At 45.0% G+C, this 17715-nt stretch carries 15 protein-coding genes and 1 tRNA gene; 14 read left to right on the top strand and 2 right to left on the bottom strand.

The window, feature by feature from the left end:
- Window positions 1-18: 18 nt before the first annotated feature.
- Together F0229_RS07800 and F0229_RS07795 are read left to right on the top strand one after the other, a co-directional pair.
- Window positions 19-103 (top strand) — tRNA-Leu (locus F0229_RS07800).
- Window positions 104-261: 158 nt separating this feature from the next.
- Window positions 262-1308: a lactonase family protein gene (locus tag F0229_RS07795; protein WP_171732572.1), complete on the top strand. Its 1047-nt coding sequence runs from the start codon at window positions 262-264 to the stop codon at window positions 1306-1308.
- Window positions 1309-1376: 68 nt separating this feature from the next.
- Here F0229_RS07795 and F0229_RS07790 read toward each other — a convergent pair whose 3' ends face one another.
- The gene (locus F0229_RS07790; protein WP_017067147.1) at window positions 1377-2552 is read right to left on the bottom strand and encodes a 2-octaprenyl-3-methyl-6-methoxy-1,4-benzoquinol hydroxylase; all 1176 of its coding nucleotides are present in this window, start codon (window positions 2550-2552) and stop codon (window positions 1377-1379) included.
- 308 nt (window positions 2553-2860) lie between these two features.
- On the opposite strand from F0229_RS07790, the gene miaB reads away from it, so the two are divergent.
- The 5 genes from miaB (at window position 2861) to lnt (ending at window position 8593) form a co-directional block, all read left to right on the top strand.
- Window positions 2861-4285 (top strand): tRNA (N6-isopentenyl adenosine(37)-C2)-methylthiotransferase MiaB, encoded by a 1425-nt coding sequence (gene miaB, locus F0229_RS07785; RefSeq protein ID WP_171732571.1) that lies wholly within the window; start codon window positions 2861-2863, stop codon window positions 4283-4285.
- Between the two features lie 163 nt (window positions 4286-4448).
- On the top strand, window positions 4449-5570 hold the full coding sequence (locus F0229_RS07780) for a PhoH family protein (RefSeq protein ID WP_017062327.1): 1122 nt from the start codon (window positions 4449-4451) through the stop codon (window positions 5568-5570).
- Window positions 5571-6032, top strand: a complete 462-nt coding sequence (gene ybeY, locus F0229_RS07775; RefSeq protein WP_012603383.1) for an rRNA maturation RNase YbeY — start codon at window positions 5571-5573, stop codon at window positions 6030-6032. It begins immediately after the preceding gene.
- 120 nt (window positions 6033-6152) lie between these two features.
- Complete coding sequence (gene corC / locus F0229_RS07770) at window positions 6153-7043, top strand: CNNM family magnesium/cobalt transport protein CorC (RefSeq protein ID WP_012603382.1); 891 nt, start codon at window positions 6153-6155, stop codon at window positions 7041-7043.
- 32 nt (window positions 7044-7075) lie between these two features.
- The gene (lnt, locus tag F0229_RS07765; protein WP_137002401.1) at window positions 7076-8593 is read left to right on the top strand and encodes an apolipoprotein N-acyltransferase; all 1518 of its coding nucleotides are present in this window, start codon (window positions 7076-7078) and stop codon (window positions 8591-8593) included.
- 90 nt (window positions 8594-8683) lie between these two features.
- Here lnt and F0229_RS07760 read toward each other — a convergent pair whose 3' ends face one another.
- On the bottom strand, window positions 8684-9154 hold the full coding sequence (locus F0229_RS07760) for a zinc ribbon-containing protein (RefSeq protein ID WP_017062329.1): 471 nt from the start codon (window positions 9152-9154) through the stop codon (window positions 8684-8686).
- A gap of 263 nt (window positions 9155-9417) precedes the next feature.
- Between F0229_RS07760 and leuS the strand changes: the two genes are divergently transcribed.
- The 7 genes from leuS (at window position 9418) to rodA (ending at window position 17714) form a co-directional block, all read left to right on the top strand.
- Window positions 9418-11994 (top strand): leucine--tRNA ligase, encoded by a 2577-nt coding sequence (gene leuS, locus F0229_RS07755; RefSeq protein WP_017068503.1) that lies wholly within the window; start codon window positions 9418-9420, stop codon window positions 11992-11994.
- 165 nt (window positions 11995-12159) lie between these two features.
- On the top strand, window positions 12160-12798 hold the full coding sequence (lptE, locus tag F0229_RS07750; protein WP_137002403.1) for an LPS assembly lipoprotein LptE: 639 nt from the start codon (window positions 12160-12162) through the stop codon (window positions 12796-12798).
- A 12-nt stretch (window positions 12799-12810) separates the two neighbouring features.
- Window positions 12811-13836, top strand: coding sequence for a DNA polymerase III subunit delta (gene holA / locus F0229_RS07745; RefSeq protein ID WP_017068505.1), 1026 nt, complete (start codon window positions 12811-12813; stop codon window positions 13834-13836).
- Window positions 13837-13902: 66 nt separating this feature from the next.
- Window positions 13903-14220, top strand: a complete 318-nt coding sequence (gene rsfS / locus F0229_RS07740; protein ID WP_004735247.1) for a ribosome silencing factor — start codon at window positions 13903-13905, stop codon at window positions 14218-14220.
- A 3-nt stretch (window positions 14221-14223) separates the two neighbouring features.
- Window positions 14224-14694 carry a 23S rRNA (pseudouridine(1915)-N(3))-methyltransferase RlmH gene (gene rlmH, locus F0229_RS07735; protein ID WP_017068506.1) on the top strand — a complete coding sequence of 157 codons (471 nt, stop codon included), beginning with the start codon at window positions 14224-14226 and terminating at the stop codon, window positions 14692-14694.
- Between the two features lie 6 nt (window positions 14695-14700).
- Window positions 14701-16593 carry a penicillin-binding protein 2 gene (mrdA, locus tag F0229_RS07730; protein WP_017068507.1) on the top strand — a complete coding sequence of 631 codons (1893 nt, stop codon included), beginning with the start codon at window positions 14701-14703 and terminating at the stop codon, window positions 16591-16593.
- Window positions 16593-17714 (top strand): rod shape-determining protein RodA, encoded by a 1122-nt coding sequence (rodA, locus tag F0229_RS07725; protein ID WP_017062334.1) that lies wholly within the window; start codon window positions 16593-16595, stop codon window positions 17712-17714. The genes mrdA and rodA overlap by 1 nt, the downstream gene beginning before the upstream one ends.
- Window position 17715 lies beyond the last annotated feature (1 nt).

The following is a 17715-nucleotide window of genomic DNA, read 5'->3' as shown; positions in this document are numbered from 1 at the left end:
TAGAGTAAAAGCTTTGCTGCGGTCGTGGCGGAATTGGTAGACGCACCAGATTTAGGTTCTGGCGCCGAGAGGTGTGAGAGTTCAAGTCTCTCCGACCGCACCATCATTAAATAGAACCCAGCTTTTTAGCTGGGTTTTGTTTTATCTGGAATATGCAAATCTGCTAGCCAAGTCACCAAGTATTCTCTTCTATAACCTCACTTTTAATACGATTTTATAAGACAATGTCAGCTCCATTTTCTAATTGAGTATGACTAGCCTATGAAACCCCTCCCCTTAACGATCGGTTGCTACACAGATACACCAAGTAAAAGCCAAGGTGTTTATCAAACTCAGTTAGATCTAGAAACAGGAAAACTATTACCTCTAGAGCTGATCATCAAATGTACTAACCCCTCTTTTATTACTGTAACAAAGACTGGGATCTATACTGCATCGGAAGTGGACCAGCAAAAACAGCCCCAGCTCATTCATATACCTAATGTTGATTCACAGCTAACACACAATACAAGCCTCATCTCGGGAGATCACCCTTGTCACGTCGCGATAGATCCACACAATAAGTTTGCTATCACGTCGCAATACTCATCAGGCACATTCGATATTTTTAGCTTAAGTATCAACGGCAGCATCGATAAACGACTCAAAACAATCCAGATGGTTGGTTCCGGGCCAAACAAAGAGAGACAAACTAGCCCACACGCCCATCAATGCCTGTTCTTACAAAACTCACCACAGTTTGTGACTGTCGATCTCGGCACCGATCGCATCAACTTCTATTGCTTTGATGAAGAGCAAGAAGAGTTCCTTGATGAGCCAATGCAGTCTATTAAGGTGCCCGCCGGCAATGGACCTCGCCATTTAATCTTTAACAAAGCTGAAGACAGAGCCTATGTGGTCTGTGAACTCTCTGAAACGTTGCTGGCTTTGGAAAAGGTTTTAGGCATTTGGAATGTAGTGGAAGAGATTGATGCATTGCCTAATATGGAGAAGGGAGAAGCCGCAGCTGCGATTAAGCTATCGCCTGATGAGCAATTCCTTTATGTGTCATGTCGACACCAATCAAGAATCAGTAGCTTCAAAATCGACTCTGAGACTCAAAGGCTGACTTTCATTGATAGCTACGACACTGAAGGCAAATTCCCAAGAGACTTCCATATAACGAACGATGGGAAATGGCTTATCGCCGCCAACCAGCACTCCAACAACATCACCTCATTCAAGCGAGATAATGAAGATGGGTCTTTGGTTTATACAGGGTACTCTTTAGAGATCGATGCACCGGTTTGTGTGACGCAACAGCGATAGTAGTCATCTGATACAAAAAAGGAGAGCATTCGCTCTCCTTCTCTTTATAAAGTGTCTGTAATACTCAATTAAAGGCCCAGGGCATACTTCAACACTTGAGCTTTAATCGGCCCTGAGTTCTCTGCTAGCTTGAGTGCAGCATTACGCACAAACTTAAGTGGACCAATGTCGTTGCTGAATGTCTTATAGAAGAAATCCATACCGCTTTGCATCACTAGGTTGTCACCTCTTCTCATCACCTCGTAGCGTCTTGCTACAGACTGGTTCAATTCACCCTTTTCTTTGGTGACATCCAGCAGTACTGATACATCTTTGAAGCCTAAGTTAACACCCTGCCCAGCCAAAGGGTTGATGGTATGCGCAGAGTCTCCGACCAAAATACAGTTATTCTTCGAGTATGATTGAGCATGACGTCGTGTCAGAGGAAAAGAACCCGAATTCAAGACTTTGATATCACCTAACTCTTTAGGAAAGTGAGTAAGTACTTCGTTACGTAGTTTTTCAGGGGCCATTGCTGACAGTTGCTTAATACGCAGTGGAGAATCATACCAAACTAACGAGCCCAGCCCGACTTCTTGACCGTCAGAGGTTAGAGAACACAAAGGCAAAAATGAACGAGGGCCACTTGGTAGAAATTGCTGCCAAGTAATATCTTGCTGAGGTTGTTCTGTTTCTACATTGATAAGCATACAGTGTTGTCGATAATCCCAAGCCGTGATGCCAATTCCAGCTTGTTGGCGAACGGCTGAATTCGCACCATCAGCACCAACCACCCACTTCGCAGACAACTCAGCCCCTGATTGAAGCTTTACGATATTGATTTCACCAAACTCAATCACATCGAGCTTTTCTGGGCATAACAGTTCGAGATTGTCGTAGGCATCAAATTGAGACCATAAACCTAATTGAATGAGTCTGTTCTCAACGATATAGCCCAAACGAGGAAGGTCTAGTGAGGCAGCATCAAATCGAGTACGACACTCTGGGTGCTCCCACGTCTCTAAACGTTTATAAGAACACACTCGCATTGCTGCAATACTTTGCCATGCACCAAGATCTTCAAGCAAATCGACCGATGCTTGAGAAATCGCTGACACACGAATGTCCATCGCTTGCGATTCATCAAAAGCTTGTGGGGCAAAACCTTCGATCACCGCAACACTCAGACCTTGCTTTGCAAAACCGATTGCTGTTGCTGCGCCAACCATGCCGCCACCGACTACTACAATATCGTAACTGTTCATATTTCGTACTTATCAGTTTGATTCTTTGACTGTTTTTGATTGTACTTTTTCATAACTAACTTGTAACCAAAAACCTTATTCGAAAAAAGGGTTATCCCTTATGGCATATGGCGTTAACGATAATAAAAACCACTACATAAGAGATTTGTTCAGACTACTAGTCAGTCGGTTTTGAAACCAGTACAATACGCCGCTTGCCGCTAGAGCCTGTCATAAAATTGAATACCGAATTATGACAAACGGGGCTAGCGGATGAATAATGGGCGATTTGCTCCCTTAAATTAAACTAACGATCGAGCGAACATATAATGAGTAAGAAACTGCTAATTAAAACTTGGGGCTGTCAGATGAATGAATATGATTCATCAAAAATGGCCGACCTGCTTAACGCTGCAAATGGCTATGAGCTAACTGAAGTACCTGAGGAAGCAGACGTACTACTATTGAATACTTGTTCTATCCGCGAAAAAGCGCAAGAAAAAGTATTCCACCAGCTTGGTCGTTGGAAAACGCTTAAAGATAAAAAAGAAGGTGTGGTGATCGGTGTGGGTGGCTGTGTAGCGACTCAAGAAGGTGATCACATTCGTCAACGTGCACCTTACGTAGACGTTATCTTTGGCCCACAAACATTACACCGTTTGCCAGAGATGATTAAATCATCACTGTCTAACGAAAAGCCAGTAATGGATATCTCTTTCCCAGAGATCGAAAAGTTCGATAACCTGCCAGAGCCAAAAGCTGAAGGCGCGACGGCGTTCGTTTCTATCATGGAAGGTTGTTCTAAATACTGTACTTACTGCGTTGTACCATACACACGTGGCGAAGAAGTTAGCCGTCCAATGGATGATGTACTTTTCGAAGTTGCTCAACTTGCAGAGCAAGGCGTACGTGAAGTTAACCTGCTAGGTCAAAACGTAAACGCATACCGCGGTCCAACACACGAAGGCGATATCTGTTCATTCGCAGAACTGCTTCGTCTTGTTGCTTCTATCGACGGTATCGACCGTATTCGTTTCACAACAAGCCACCCGCTTGAGTTTGGTGACGACATCATTGAAGTTTACAAAGACACACCAGAGCTAGTGAGCTTCCTTCACCTACCAGTACAAAGTGGTAGTGACCGTATTCTTACGATGATGAAGCGCCCACATACGGCTATCGAGTACAAATCTATTATCCGTAAACTGCGTAAAGCTCGCCCTGACATTCAAATCAGCTCTGACTTTATTGTTGGTTTCCCTGGTGAGTCTAAGCAAGACTTCCAAGATACAATGAAGCTAATTAAAGACGTTGATTTCGATATGAGCTTCAGCTTTGTTTTCTCTCCACGTCCAGGTACGCCAGCGGCAGATTACCCATGTGATGTACCAGCACAAGAGAAGAAAGATCGTCTGTACGAACTGCAGCAAACGGTAAACACACAAGCTATGCGTTTCTCTCGTCTAATGTTAGGCACAGAGCAACGTATCCTTGTTGAAGGCCCATCAAGAAAGAACCTAATGGAACTTCGCGGCCGTACAGAAAACAGCCGTGTTGTGAACTTCGAAGGTTCTGCAGACCTAATCGGTCAATTCGTAGATGTGAAGATCACTGAGGTTTACACCAACTCACTACGTGGTGAGCTAGTTCGCACAGAAAAAGACATGGGTCTACGCGTTGTTATGACTCCAGCAAAAATGATGGAAAAAACAAAACGTGAAGACGAGCTAGGTGTAGCGACATTTACGCCATAGGCAATACAACTGTTTGAGCACAAAGCGCAAACACAAAGCTTGAAATTACCTAACTAAGTGACCATCTTAGAAATAGGGATATCACCATCAGAAGCCCGGTCTAAATCGGGCTTTTTGCTCTTTGTTTTATTTAAGAGTGAGTGGCACAAAATGAGAGGCTAATTTGAGCAATAAAATCGTTACCTTAGAGATAAATCTAGAACCAGCAGACAACAAGCGCTTGGCAAGTTTATGCGGACCATTTGACGACAACATCAAGCATCTTGAGCGTCGTCTGGGCGTTGAGATTAATTACCGTAGCAACTTTTTCACCATTGTTGGTAAGCCTCACACTACAGCCGCAGCTTTAGACATCATCAAACACCTCTATGTTGAAACGGCTCCAGTTAAAGGCAACATAATCGATATCGAACCAGAGCAAATACATCTGGCGATCACCGAGTCAGGCATTTTGGAGCAACACGTCGAGTCTGAAATTGACTACGGCAAAGAAGTGACCATTAAGACTAAAAAAGGCGTCATCAAACCTCGAACGCCAAACCAAGCACAGTACCTAATGAACATGGTGACTCATGACATCACCTTTGGTATTGGGCCAGCAGGTACAGGTAAAACCTACTTAGCCGTTGCTGCAGCAGTTGATGCACTTGAACGCCAAGAGATTCGTCGCATTCTATTGACGCGCCCTGCTGTTGAAGCCGGTGAGAAGCTTGGTTTCCTACCGGGTGATTTAAGCCAAAAAGTAGACCCATATTTACGTCCACTTTACGATGCGCTGTTTGAGATGCTTGGCTTTGAGCGAGTTGAGAAGCTGATTGAACGTAACGTAATTGAAGTTGCGCCACTGGCTTACATGCGTGGTCGTACATTGAATGATGCGTTTATCATTCTTGATGAGAGCCAAAACACCACGGTAGAACAGATGAAGATGTTCTTAACCCGTATCGGTTTTAACTCACGCGCTGTGATCACAGGTGATATTACGCAAATCGATTTACCTCGTGGTGCAAAATCAGGCTTACGCCATGCGACTGAAGTGCTCAATGAAGTCGACGACATTAGCTTTAACTTCTTCATGTCTGAAGACGTCGTTCGTCACCCTGTAGTTGCTCGTATCGTCAACGCATACGAGAAGTGGGAAGCAAAAGACCAGAAAGAGCGCAAAGAGTTTGAAAAGCGTAAACGTGAAGAGCGTGAAGCCAAACTTCTTGAGGCTCAGCAGGTAGTTACGACACAATTAGCAACACAAAATAGCTCTGTAATTGCAGAACAAGGTGATAAATAGATGTCTATTGAACTAGACCTGCAATTAGCGGTCGAAAATGAGCAAGGTCTTCCAACTGAGCAAGATATTCAGCTTTGGTTGGACAAGACAATTCCTCAGTTTCAAGAGAACGCTGAGTTGACGGTTCGTATCGTTGATACACAAGAAAGCCACCAGCTCAATCATGAATATCGTGGCAAAGATAAGCCAACTAACGTGTTGTCTTTTCCATTCGAGGCTCCTCCAGGGATCGAGTTAGATCTACTGGGCGACCTCATTATCTGCCGCCAAGTTGTCGAAAAAGAAGCAGAAGAGCAAAGTAAGCCTCTGCTAGCACACTGGGCTCATATGGTTGTACATGGCAGTCTGCATCTGCTAGGTTATGATCATATCGAAGATGATGAAGCTGAAGAGATGGAGTCACTCGAGACAGAAATCATGCAATCTATGGGGTTTGAAGACCCTTACATTCTAGAAAAGTAAATTGATTCTAGTAAAGTAGGTTGCAGAGAAACAATAACTCATCGAACCTGTGATTTTCACAGGAATCTGAGTTGTAACGTGTGCTATCACACTTCTGATAGCGTTATTTTTTGAGAAATCATGAACGAAGGTAACCCCCCCACTTCTGAGGGAAGTAAAAAATCTGAAGGTCCGAGTAGAAAGTCCTTCTTTGAACGCCTAGGCCAACTATTTCAAGGTGAAGTAAAAGATCGCCAAGAGCTCGTAGATGTAATCCGCGACTCAGAAATTAATGACCTAATTGACCACGACACACGCGACATGCTCGAGGGTGTTATGGAAATTTCAGAGATGCGAGTACGCGATATCATGCTGCCTCGCTCTCAAATGGTTACAGTTGAACGCACAGATGATCTAGATACATTGATTGCGCTCATTACTGATGCTCAACACTCTCGCTACCCAGTGATCAGTGAAGATAAAGACCATGTTGAAGGCATTCTATTAGCGAAGGACCTACTTAAGTATTTGGGTTCAGAAAGTGCTCCATTTGATATCGAACAAGTGATTCGCCCTGTCGTGGTTGTTCCTGAAAGTAAGCGAGTTGATCGCCTGCTTAAGGAGTTCCAAGAAGAGCGTTACCACATGTCTATCGTTGTCGATGAGTTTGGTGGAGTTTCTGGCCTGGTAACCATTGAAGATATCCTCGAAGAAATCGTTGGTGAAATTGAAGACGAGTTCGACGATGAAGAAGAGCTAGATATTCGTAAGCTGAGTAAGCATACCTTCTCTGTAAAAGCTTTAACCACTATTGAAGAGTTCAACGATACGTTTAACACTGCCTTTAGTGACGACGAAGTGGATACGGTAGGCGGCATGGTTATGACAGCACTCGGCCACCTGCCGGTTCGTGGCGAAATTGTAGAAATCGAAAACTACCATTTCAAAATAACATCAGCAGATAACCGTCGTGTGATTCAGCTACAGGTAACCATTCCTGACGAACAGCCTCTTCCGACTATCGAAGAATAACAACTTCTCTCTAAAGAGATGACAGAAATTAGATGACTAATACCTTTATTCATCGCCTATTACGGCCGCTTGCGGCCGTTTTTGTTGGCGCTATAACCACCCTTTCATTCGCTCCATACTCTATATGGCCTCTTGCTATTCTCAGCCCAGCTTTGCTGCTGTTACTGATCCACAACCGCTCTCCTAAAAGTGCGCTTTGGATTGGCTACGCATGGGGTTTAGGTCAATTCACCACAGGTATCAGCTGGGTATACGTCAGCATTGATGGTTTTGGCGGCATGCCACTGGCAGCCAACCTATTTTTGATGGCATTGCTTGTTGGCTACCTAGCCGTTTATTCAGGGCTATTTACCTGGGGTTTGAATAAATTCTTCCCTGCCAATAACCTAAGCCGCTTTTTCCTTGCAGCTCCTGCATTCTGGCTAGTCTGTGATTGGCTGCGTGGCTGGGTAATGACGGGCTTCCCTTGGCTTTGGTTAGGCTACAGCCAAATCGATTCGCCATTGGGTTCATTTGCACCGATTGGCGGCGTAGAGCTAGTAACTTTAGCGATCATTGTTTCAGCCTCTGCATTCACTTATGCGATTGTTAACCGGGCTTGGAGCATCGCTCTCATTCCCGCCGTCGTATTTAGTGCAGGCTTTGGTATTCGCAACATCGACTGGGTCACGCCGAACCCTGAAAAAACCACGTCAGTCGTCTTGATACAAGGCAACGTCGATCAAGACAGTAAATGGCTACCGAGTCATCGCTGGCCAACCATGATGAAGTACACCGACCTAAGCAGAGAAAACTGGGGAGCGGATATCATCATCTGGCCTGAAGCGGCTATTCCAGCATTCGAAGTTGAGATCCCATCTTTCCTACGTAACTTGGATAGCGCAGCGAAGATGAACAACAGTTCGATCATTACCGGTGTGCTGAATCAGTCTGAAGATAAGAAATACTACAACAGTGTTCTTTCTCTCGGTGTGAATCCATACGGTGAGTACAGCTACGATCCAGACGAACGCTACCATAAACACCACCTGTTACCATTTGGTGAGTTTGTGCCGTTTGAAGATATCTTGCGTCCATTAGCACCTTTCTTTAACTTGCCAATGTCATCATTTAGCCGTGGCGACTTTGTTCAACCAAACATAGTGGCAAATGGTCGTCACTTAGCGCCTGCGTTGTGTTACGAGATCATCTTTAATGATCAAGTTAGGCAGAACGTAACCGACGAGACTGACTTTATTTTAACGCTCTCTAACGATGCGTGGTTTGGTCGTTCGATTGGCCCTCTGCAACATATGGAAATTGCACAGATGCGTGCTCTGGAGCTTGGTAAGCCGGTTATTCGCTCGACCAACAACGGTGTGACGGCAGTTACTGATTACAAAGGCAATATAATCAAGCAAGTGCCTCAGTTTGAAACGGCAGTGTTAAAAGCTGAACTCATTTCAACGGATGGTCAAACGCCTTATCACACAGCAGGTACGTGGCCACTGTATATCTGGGCGATGCTCAGCTTGGTGATTGGTTGGGTAATTAGAAAGCCAAAAAGCTAGATTCGACGAAAAGTGATTTGAGGGTTGACTGATCGGGTCAACCCTTTTTCATTTCTGTGGTTTTGCGTTGATACGCTATGGTTCAGAAGCTTACGGTTTAAGGGCTTTACGACTAAACCCTTTAGAACCACATTTAATGCATGGAATGATATTGGTTGGGTGGTTATATTCGGTTTGGTGACCACACTCGTCACATACTAAGGTTCCCAAGCCAATGACTTCACCCGCTTGATACAAGCCTTGGTGTTCTAAGTCTTGGAACAGTTCAACCCATTCCACCTTAGTACGATCAGTAATATCCAACAGCCCTTGCCAAATAGAGTCCGCAATCATCAAATAGAATGGACCGCTTTTACTCTCTTCATAGCTTTCGGAAAACTCTTTTAAGTCCGACTTCACGTAGGCAGAGATCAATGAAAGCTCATCTTTAGTCATATCATTAGCTGCTTTCGCAAACTTGCCCGACGTTTCGATTTTGTTGTTGAGCTCTTCAGGGCTATGCTTCAGCGTTTCAATCACCTCTTCGACGACTTCTTCATAGAGCGCTTTTTTCTTCGGCATAACAACCTCCTTAAGATAACCAACCTTTTAGTGAGCAAACGGATGCGCTGCAATGCACTCCCGCTTACAAACAAATGCAATTCATACTCTTAAGTATAGTTGCCCTGCGAAATTCAGTGAAAATTACACAATCTACTAAGCGGCAACTGCAAGTATGAAGGGTATAACTATTGTTGTACTCAGCTCCTTTAGGTATTCTATGACGATCTGTAAGATTCTGTTCTAACCGAACTCACAAATTCCAAGATAACCGGATACCATCGATGCAAGAACAATATAACCCGCAAGAGATTGAACAAAAGGTTCAACAACACTGGGATAACAGCGAGACTTTCGTTGTAAGTGAAGACCCAAACAAAGAAAAATTCTACTGTCTTTCTATGTTCCCTTACCCAAGTGGCCGACTGCACATGGGTCACGTGCGTAACTACACCATCGGTGATGTGGTATCTCGTTTCCAACGTCTACAAGGCAAAAACGTAATGCAGCCAATTGGTTGGGATGCATTCGGCCTACCTGCAGAAAACGCCGCTGTTAAAAACAATACAGCACCTGCACCATGGACTTACGAAAACATTGAGTACATGAAGAACCAGCTTAAGCTTCTAGGCTTTGGTTACGACTGGAACCGTGAATTCGCAACGTGTACGCCTGAGTACTACCGTTGGGAACAAGAGTTCTTCACTAAGCTTTACGAAAAAGGCCTAGTTTACAAGAAGACATCTTCAGTGAACTGGTGTCCGAACGACCAAACTGTACTTGCAAACGAGCAAGTAGAAGATGGCTGCTGCTGGCGTTGTGATACTCCAGTAGAACAAAAGAAAATCCCACAGTGGTTCATTAAGATCACTGAGTACGCTCAAGAGCTACTAGACGATTTAGACAACCTTGAAGGTTGGCCTGAAATGGTTAAGACCATGCAGCGCAACTGGATCGGCCGCTCTGAAGGTGTTGAGCTATCTTTCGCTGTTAACGGTGAAGAAGCGCCACTGGAAGTGTACACAACTCGTCCAGACACACTAATGGGTGTTTCTTACGTTGGTATCGCTGCAGGTCACCCTCTTGCAGAGAAAGCATCGAAGAACAACCCAGAGCTTGCTGCATTCGTTGAAGAGTGTCGTAACACTAAAGTTGCTGAAGCTGAACTCGCAACGATGGAAAAGAAAGGTATGGATACTGGCCTAACGGCTATCCACCCTCTTAACGGTCGTGTTGTTCCTGTATACGTAGCAAACTTCGTACTTATGGATTACGGCACAGGTGCGGTAATGGCGGTTCCTGCTCACGATCAACGTGACTACGAGTTCGCAACTAAGTACGGCATCGATATCATCCCAGTAATCAAACCTGAAGATGGTTCTGAACTAGACGTGTCTGAAGCGGCTTACACTGAAAAAGGTGTACTGTTTGATTCTGGTGAATTCGATGGTCTTGCGTTCCAAGAAGCATTCGATGCAATTGCTGCGAAGCTTGAAGCTGAAGGCAAAGGTAAGAAGACAGTAAACTTCCGTCTACGTGACTGGGGTGTATCTCGTCAACGTTACTGGGGCGCTCCAATCCCAATGGTAACCACTGAAGACGGTGAAGTTCACCCAGTACCAGCAGACCAACTGCCAGTCATTCTTCCTGAAGATGTAGTAATGGATGGCGTAACGAGCCCAATCAAGGCTGACAAGTCTTGGGCTGAAACAACATTCAACGGCGAACCCGCTCTACGTGAGACTGACACGTTCGATACGTTTATGGAGTCTTCTTGGTACTACGCACGTTACTGTTCACCGCAAGCAGACGACATTCTAGATCCAGAGAAAGCAAACTACTGGCTACCAGTTGACCAATACGTTGGTGGTATCGAGCACGCTTGTATGCACCTGCTTTACTCTCGTTTCTTCCATAAGCTTCTACGTGATGCTGGCTACGTGACGTCTGATGAACCGTTCAAGCAACTACTATGTCAAGGCATGGTTCTGGCTGACGCGTTCTATCACGAAAACGAAAAAGGCACCAAAGAGTGGATTGCACCGACTGACGTAACGGTTGAACGTGACGGTAAAGGTCGCATCGAAAAAGCAGTCGACGATCAAGGTCGTGAAGTTGAACACTCAGGCATGATCAAAATGTCTAAGTCTAAGAACAACGGTATCGACCCACAAGAGATGGTAGACAAGTACGGCGCTGATACAGTACGTCTATTCATGATGTTTGCATCACCTGCAGACATGACGCTTGAGTGGCAAGAGTCTGGCGTTGAAGGGGCTAACCGCTTCCTTAAACGTGTTTGGAAATTGGTTCACGCTCACTCTTCTAAGGGTGCTGCTGAATCTGTTGATGCTTCTGCTCTGTCTGGTGACCAAAAAGCACTTCGCCGTGATATCCACAAGACTATCGCGAAAGTAACGGACGATATCGGCCGTCGCCAAACGTTCAACACAGCAATCGCTGCGATCATGGAATTGATGAACAAGCTAGCGAAAGCACCTCAAGAGTCTGTACAAGATCGTGCAATCCTTGATGAAGCGCTAAAAGCTGTTGTTCGCATGCTTTACCCAATGACGCCACACATCTCTTACGAAATGTGGATTGCACTTGGTGAATCAAACGTAGACTCAGCAACATGGCCAACTTTCGATGAGAAAGCGCTAGTTGAAGACGAGAAAACTATCGTTGTTATGATCAACGGTAAGCTACGTGCGAAACTAACCGTTGCTGCTGATGCAACAGAAGAGCAGGTTCGTGAGCTTGGTCTGAACGATGAGAACGCTAAGAAGTTCCTAGATGGCTTAACGATTCGTAAAGTTATCTTCGTACCAGGTAAGCTTCTAAACATTGTTGCTAACTAATCTTAGTAGACTAAAACGAACTTAATTCGTTTTTTGCAGTCTTTAGACAGGGTAATGACATTGCCCTGTCTACTTATTTAAACGCTTTACTTTCAGTGACTAACCTCACTTCAACAAGCTAAAGCCTTTAAATAAGTATTCTACCTTCATGAGAGCCATCAAATAATGCGCCTGATTTCACTATCTTCATTGAAAGTTACTATTGTTGTTCTAACCGTGAGTCTACTCAGTGCCTGTGGTTTTCACCTGCGCGGTGACTACTCGGTACCAGAAGAACTCAATAAGATCTCGGTAACCAGTTACGACCAATACAGTACGTTTACACGTATGATGAAAGGCCAACTGCGCATGAATGATGTAGAAATTGTGCCACCAGCTGAAAATACCCCTAACCTGCACATCATTAGCGAGAGTGTTGGTGAGCGTACTTTATCGCTATACCAAAATACTCGTGCCGCCGAAATTGAGCTAACATTTAACGCTTCATACCGAGTAACGATCCCAGATCTTGGCTCAAAGACGTTCTCAACCAGCGTAACCCGTAGTTACCTAGATAACCCGCTAACTGCACTTGCGAAGTCGGTTGAACGAGACATGATCGAAGATGAGATGCGTAAGTTGGCAACAAGCCAAATCCTTCGTCAGATGGCTCGACTAAAAGCGAACATTGCAGCTGATAGCATGGACCTAGATGCACTAGAGCACGTTCAAGTGAAAGAACTCGAAAAGCAATACAACATCAAGAATGTTGAGATCGTACCAGCTTCAGAAGAACAACCAACACTTAGCGATTCGGCTGAGTAATAGGTTTATTTGATGCGTATTTTTGCTGACCGCTTATCAGAGCAACTTATTAAACAGTTGAGTAATGTTTACCTAATTTTTGGTAACGAACCGCTACTGTTGCAAGAGAGCCGAGAAGCGATTCAAAAGGCTGCAAAACAGCAAGGCTTTGAAGAACGTCACCGCTTTGCGATTGATAGCAGTCTCGACTGGAATCAAGTCTACGACTGCACTCAAGCACTGAGCCTATTCTCTAGCCGTCAGGTCATCGAGCTTGAACTGCCAGAGTCAGGCGTCAATGCCGCAATAGCGAAAGAGCTACTCGCAATCTCCGAGCATATCCACAGTGATATCTTGTTAATCTTGGTGGGCACTAAGCTCACCAAAGCTCAAGAAAGCGCTAAGTGGTTTAAGGCTCTTTCGAATCAGGGTCACTGGGTCAGTTGCCTAACGCCAGATGTCAGTCGGTTACCTCAGTTTGTCCAAGCGCGTTGCCGTCAAATCGGTTTAACGCCAGACCCTGAAGCGATTCAAATGCTGGCGCAATGGCATGAGGGTAATCTATTTGCTCTCACCCAAAGCCTAGAAAAACTGGCTCTCCAATACCCAGATGGAAAACTCACGTTAGTACGCTTAGAAGAATCGCTGAGCCGCCACAACCACTTCACTCCATTCCATTGGAGTGATGCCCTATTGGCAGGGAAAGGAAATCGAGCACAACGAATCCTGCGTCAGCTAGAAGCTGAAGGTGTCGAACCCGTCATTTTATTACGTAGCATACAACGAGAGCTTGCTCTGCTATTACAAATGCAGCAACAAATGAAACAGATGCCGATTGGTCAGGTCTTCGAAAAACACCGTATCTGGCAATCTAAAAAGCCTCTTTATAACGCCGCGCTAACAAGAGTTTCGATTTCTCAATTACACTCTTTGTTCGCGTTGCTCACTCAAGCTGAATTGATGACAAAAACTCAATATGAGCAGTCGCCTTGGCCACTAATTCATCAGTTAAGCGTAGAGTTTTGTATCCCTTCAGCTTCAATACCATTCCACGCATAAAAGCGTGTTATATTCTAGGGTCGACAGCCCCTAAACAAAGCTAAATTCAGATTAAAGGAACACCCAGTGTTACGTGAAGAACTAAAAGATTTTCTTGCAGACAAAGCCGACGACATGAAAGCAGAATCGATTGTAACTATCGATGTAGAAGGCAAATCAAGCGTTACTGATTACATGATTGTTTGTACTGGCACCTCTAAACGCCATGTTGCCTCTATTGCACAGCATGTTGCTGATGAAGTGCGTAAAGCGGGTATGCAACCTCTAGGTATGGACGGTCAGCAAGAAGGTGAATGGGTTGTTCTAGATATGGGCACAAGCATGCTTCACGTTATGCAAGAAGAGCATCGTGAGCTGTACCAACTAGAAAAACTTTGGGGCTAAGCTTTGAAGATCCAGTTAATCGCAGTTGGCACAAAAATGCCAAAGTGGGTTGAAGAAGGGTTTCAAGAATACAAACGCCGCTTCCCTCACGATATGCCATTAGAGCTCATTGAAATTACTGCAGGAAAGCGCGGTAAAAATGCAGATATTGCACGCATTCTTCAAAAAGAAGGTGAAGCGATGCTGGCTGCAGTTCCAAAAGGCAACCGTATTGTCACGCTCGATATCCCAGGTAGAAAGTGGGATACACCTCAACTTGCTGAGCAATTAGAAAGTTGGAAGCTGGATGGACGTGACGTATCTATCCTAATTGGCGGGCCTGAAGGATTAGCACCTGCATGTAAAGCGGCCGCAGACCAAAGTTGGTCTCTGTCTGCGCTTACTCTCCCTCACCCATTAGTACGCGTTATCATGGCTGAAAGCTTGTATCGAGCTTGGAGCATCACTGCTAACCACCCTTATCATCGAGAATAAGCGTTAATGTTACGTAAACGTAGCCAAATCCGCGATTACAAAGCAGAAGCACGACTATTTACTAGCCGTGCTTTTGTTGCGTTTGCGGGGATCATAGTCATGATGTCGATGTTGGTTGTTAACCTGTACAACATTCAGGTCAATCAATACCAAGACTATAAAACTCGTTCTAACGACAACCGTATCAAGGTCGTTCCGATCGCCCCTAACCGTGGTTTGATTTACGATCGCAACGGTATACTTCTTGCCGAAAACCGTCCTGTTTTCAATCTAGAAATCATACCCGAAAAAATTAAAGATATGGATGACACGCTTGCTCGTCTGCAAGCATTAATTGAGATCCCGCCAGAGCGTATCGAGCGCTTTAATCGTGATCGTCGTAATTCACGACGCTTTAAATCAGTACCTATTCTTAATCAACTGTCTGAAGAACAAGTTGCCGTCTTCTCTGTAAACCAACACAAATTCCCAGGTGTTGAAGTTACGGGAACTTTGAAGCGTTTCTACCCTTACGGTGATGTGCTCACTCACGTAATAGGCTATGTATCGCGCATCAATGACCGTGATATGCAACGCTTGATGCGAGAAGAAAAAGACGCCAATTACCAAGCTACACGTGATATCGGTAAGTTGGGTATTGAGCGTTATTACGAAGATATGTTGCACGGTACAGCTGGCTACCAAGAAGTCGAAGTTAACAGTCGTGGACGAGTGATTCGTACCCTCAAATTTGTCCCTTCGGTTCCAGGCAAAGATATCGTACTTAACTTAGATATCAAGCTACAGCTATACGTACATAAGTTACTTGATGGCCGCCGTGGTTCAGCTATCGTTCTCGATCCGAAAGACAATGGCGTGTTAGCCATGGTATCGAGCCCAAGCTACGACCCAAACGCATTCGTGCATGGTATCTCGTCTAAAGGCTATAACGCGCTACTTCAAGACAAAAACCGCCCTTTGGTTAACCGTGCCACGCTAGGGATTTACCCACCAGCATCGACGATCAAACCCTTCATTGCTGTTGCTGCTCTGCAAGAAGGTGTTATTACACCAAACACTACGCGCAATGACCCAGGCTATTGGAAGATACCAAACTCAAAAACGAGACCATTCCGTGACTGGTTGCGTTGGGGACACGGTGTCGTGGATATAGAAAAAGCGATTGAAGAGTCGGTGGATACCTTCTTTTACCAAATTGCTTATGATCTCGGCATTGATCGCATATCCAAATGGATGATGATGTTCGGCTTTGGTGATTATACTGGCATCGATATTTATGAAGAAAGCAAAGCCAATATGCCAACTCGTGATTGGAAGATGGCAAGACACCGTGTGCCTTGGTACCAAGGTGACACCATCCCAGTTGGTATTGGCCAAGGCTACTGGACTGCAACACCCATGCAGATTGCAAAAGCCACATCAGTTTTGGTCAATGAAGGTGAAGTAACCGCACCTCACCTACTTCGTTCAACCATTGATAACGGTCGTCCATTCGATGAACAAATCATGTCGGACATTGAAACTTACCCACCGCTAACCGGGGTTAAGAAGAAGTATTGGGATATCGCTCAGGAAGGTATGAGGCTGGCTAACCACGGTAAGAAAGGTACGGCAAGACGTTCATTCCAGAAGATGTCTTACCAAACCGCTGGTAAATCGGGTACCGCACAGGTATTCGGCTTAAAAGAAGATGAAGAGTACAACGCGGATGAAATCGCAGAGCACTTACGCGATCACGCCCTCTTTACGGGTTACGCGCCTTTTGAAGATCCTGAAGCCGTCGTGACTATCGTTCTAGAGAACGCAGGTGGCGGTTCTTCTAACGGCGGCCCAGTAGTAAGAAGGATTTTAGACCATATTATCCTTGCAGAAGATTATCAAAGTGAGCCAATTAAATAATGAAACTTGATCCTTCAACTGGACGAAATAGAGCCCTATTCGAAAGGCTGCATATCGACCTGCCGCTTTTGCTTGGCATTCTGGTTTTAATGGGCTTTGCCCTGCTGATCATGTACAGCGCAAGCGGACAAAGCCTTGCGATGATGGACCGCCAGGCGATGCGCATGGCTCTGTCTTTAGGTGTGATGATCTTCCTAGCGCAAATCTCACCTCGTACTTATGAAACCTTGGCACCACTGCTATTTGTAGGTGGTGTCATCTTGCTATTGGGCGTGTTGTTCTTTGGTGAAGCCTCTAAAGGCGCCCAGCGTTGGTTAAACTTCGGCTTTGTTCGATTCCAACCGTCAGAGCTATTAAAGCTCGCGGTGCCTTTGATGCTGGCACGATTTATCGGTAAGCGCTCACTTCCACCAACATTCCAAACATTAGCGATCTCGCTAGTGATGGTGTTTGTACCGACGATTCTAATCGCAAAGCAGCCTGACCTAGGTACATCTATCCTTATCGCCGCATCTGGTATCTTCGTGATATTCCTGGCTGGTATCAGTTGGAAAATCATTGCTAGCGCGGCAATCGCGTTAGGGGCATTTATTCCAATCTTATGGTTCTTCTTGATGCGTGAATATCAAAAGGTACGTGTAAGAACCCTCTTTGATCCTGAATCAGATCCATTAGGTGCGGGTTACCACATCATTCAAAGTAAGATTGCGATAGGCTCTGGTGGTATTTCAGGAAAAGGTTGGCTGCAAGGCACTCAATCTCAACTAGAGTTTATTCCAGAGCGTCATACCGACTTCATTTTTGCGGTCATTGCCGAAGAGTGGGGCATGATTGGTATATTGTTCTTGCTTGCTATCTACTTGTTCATTATTGGACGTGGCTTAGTGCTTGCGAGCCAAGCTCAAACCGCATTCGGTCGAATGATGGGCGGCAGTATTGTACTGAGCTTCTTCGTTTATATTTTTGTAAACATTGGCATGGTAAGTGGCATTCTACCTGTGGTTGGTGTTCCTCTTCCTCTAGTCAGTTATGGCGGTACTTCAATGGTTACCCTCATGGCTGGTTTTGGTATTTTAATGTCGATACATACACACAGAAAAGCATTCTCAAAGGCGACCTAAT

The sequence above is a fragment of the Vibrio sp. AIC-3 genome (assembly GCF_013114515.1).
Classification (GTDB): Bacteria; Pseudomonadota; Gammaproteobacteria; order Enterobacterales; family Vibrionaceae; genus Vibrio; species Vibrio crassostreae_C.
The sequence above is the reverse complement of the archived record's forward strand: the minus strand, read 5'-3'. Positions and strand labels throughout refer to the sequence as shown.

What these genes read in the sequence shown, in the direction of transcription:
- leuS (WP_017068503.1), top strand. Translation starts at nt 9,418, where the DNA reads ATGCAAGAACAATATAACCCGCAAGAGATTGAACAAAAGGTTCAACAA.
- ybeY (WP_012603383.1), top strand. Translation starts at nt 5,571, where the DNA reads ATGTCTATTGAACTAGACCTGCAATTAGCGGTCGAAAATGAGCAAGGT.
- rodA (WP_017062334.1), top strand. Translation starts at nt 16,593, where the DNA reads ATGAAACTTGATCCTTCAACTGGACGAAATAGAGCCCTATTCGAAAGG.
- lnt (WP_137002401.1), top strand. Translation starts at nt 7,076, where the DNA reads ATGACTAATACCTTTATTCATCGCCTATTACGGCCGCTTGCGGCCGTT.
- F0229_RS07795 (WP_171732572.1), top strand. Translation starts at nt 262, where the DNA reads ATGAAACCCCTCCCCTTAACGATCGGTTGCTACACAGATACACCAAGT.
- F0229_RS07760 (WP_017062329.1), bottom strand. Translation starts at nt 9,154, where the DNA reads ATGCCGAAGAAAAAAGCGCTCTATGAAGAAGTCGTCGAAGAGGTGATT.
- lptE (WP_137002403.1), top strand. Translation starts at nt 12,160, where the DNA reads ATGCGCCTGATTTCACTATCTTCATTGAAAGTTACTATTGTTGTTCTA.
- F0229_RS07790 (WP_017067147.1), bottom strand. Translation starts at nt 2,552, where the DNA reads ATGAACAGTTACGATATTGTAGTAGTCGGTGGCGGCATGGTTGGCGCA.
- corC (WP_012603382.1), top strand. Translation starts at nt 6,153, where the DNA reads ATGAACGAAGGTAACCCCCCCACTTCTGAGGGAAGTAAAAAATCTGAA.
- holA (WP_017068505.1), top strand. Translation starts at nt 12,811, where the DNA reads ATGCGTATTTTTGCTGACCGCTTATCAGAGCAACTTATTAAACAGTTG.
- miaB (WP_171732571.1), top strand. Translation starts at nt 2,861, where the DNA reads ATGAGTAAGAAACTGCTAATTAAAACTTGGGGCTGTCAGATGAATGAA.
- mrdA (WP_017068507.1), top strand. Translation starts at nt 14,701, where the DNA reads ATGTTACGTAAACGTAGCCAAATCCGCGATTACAAAGCAGAAGCACGA.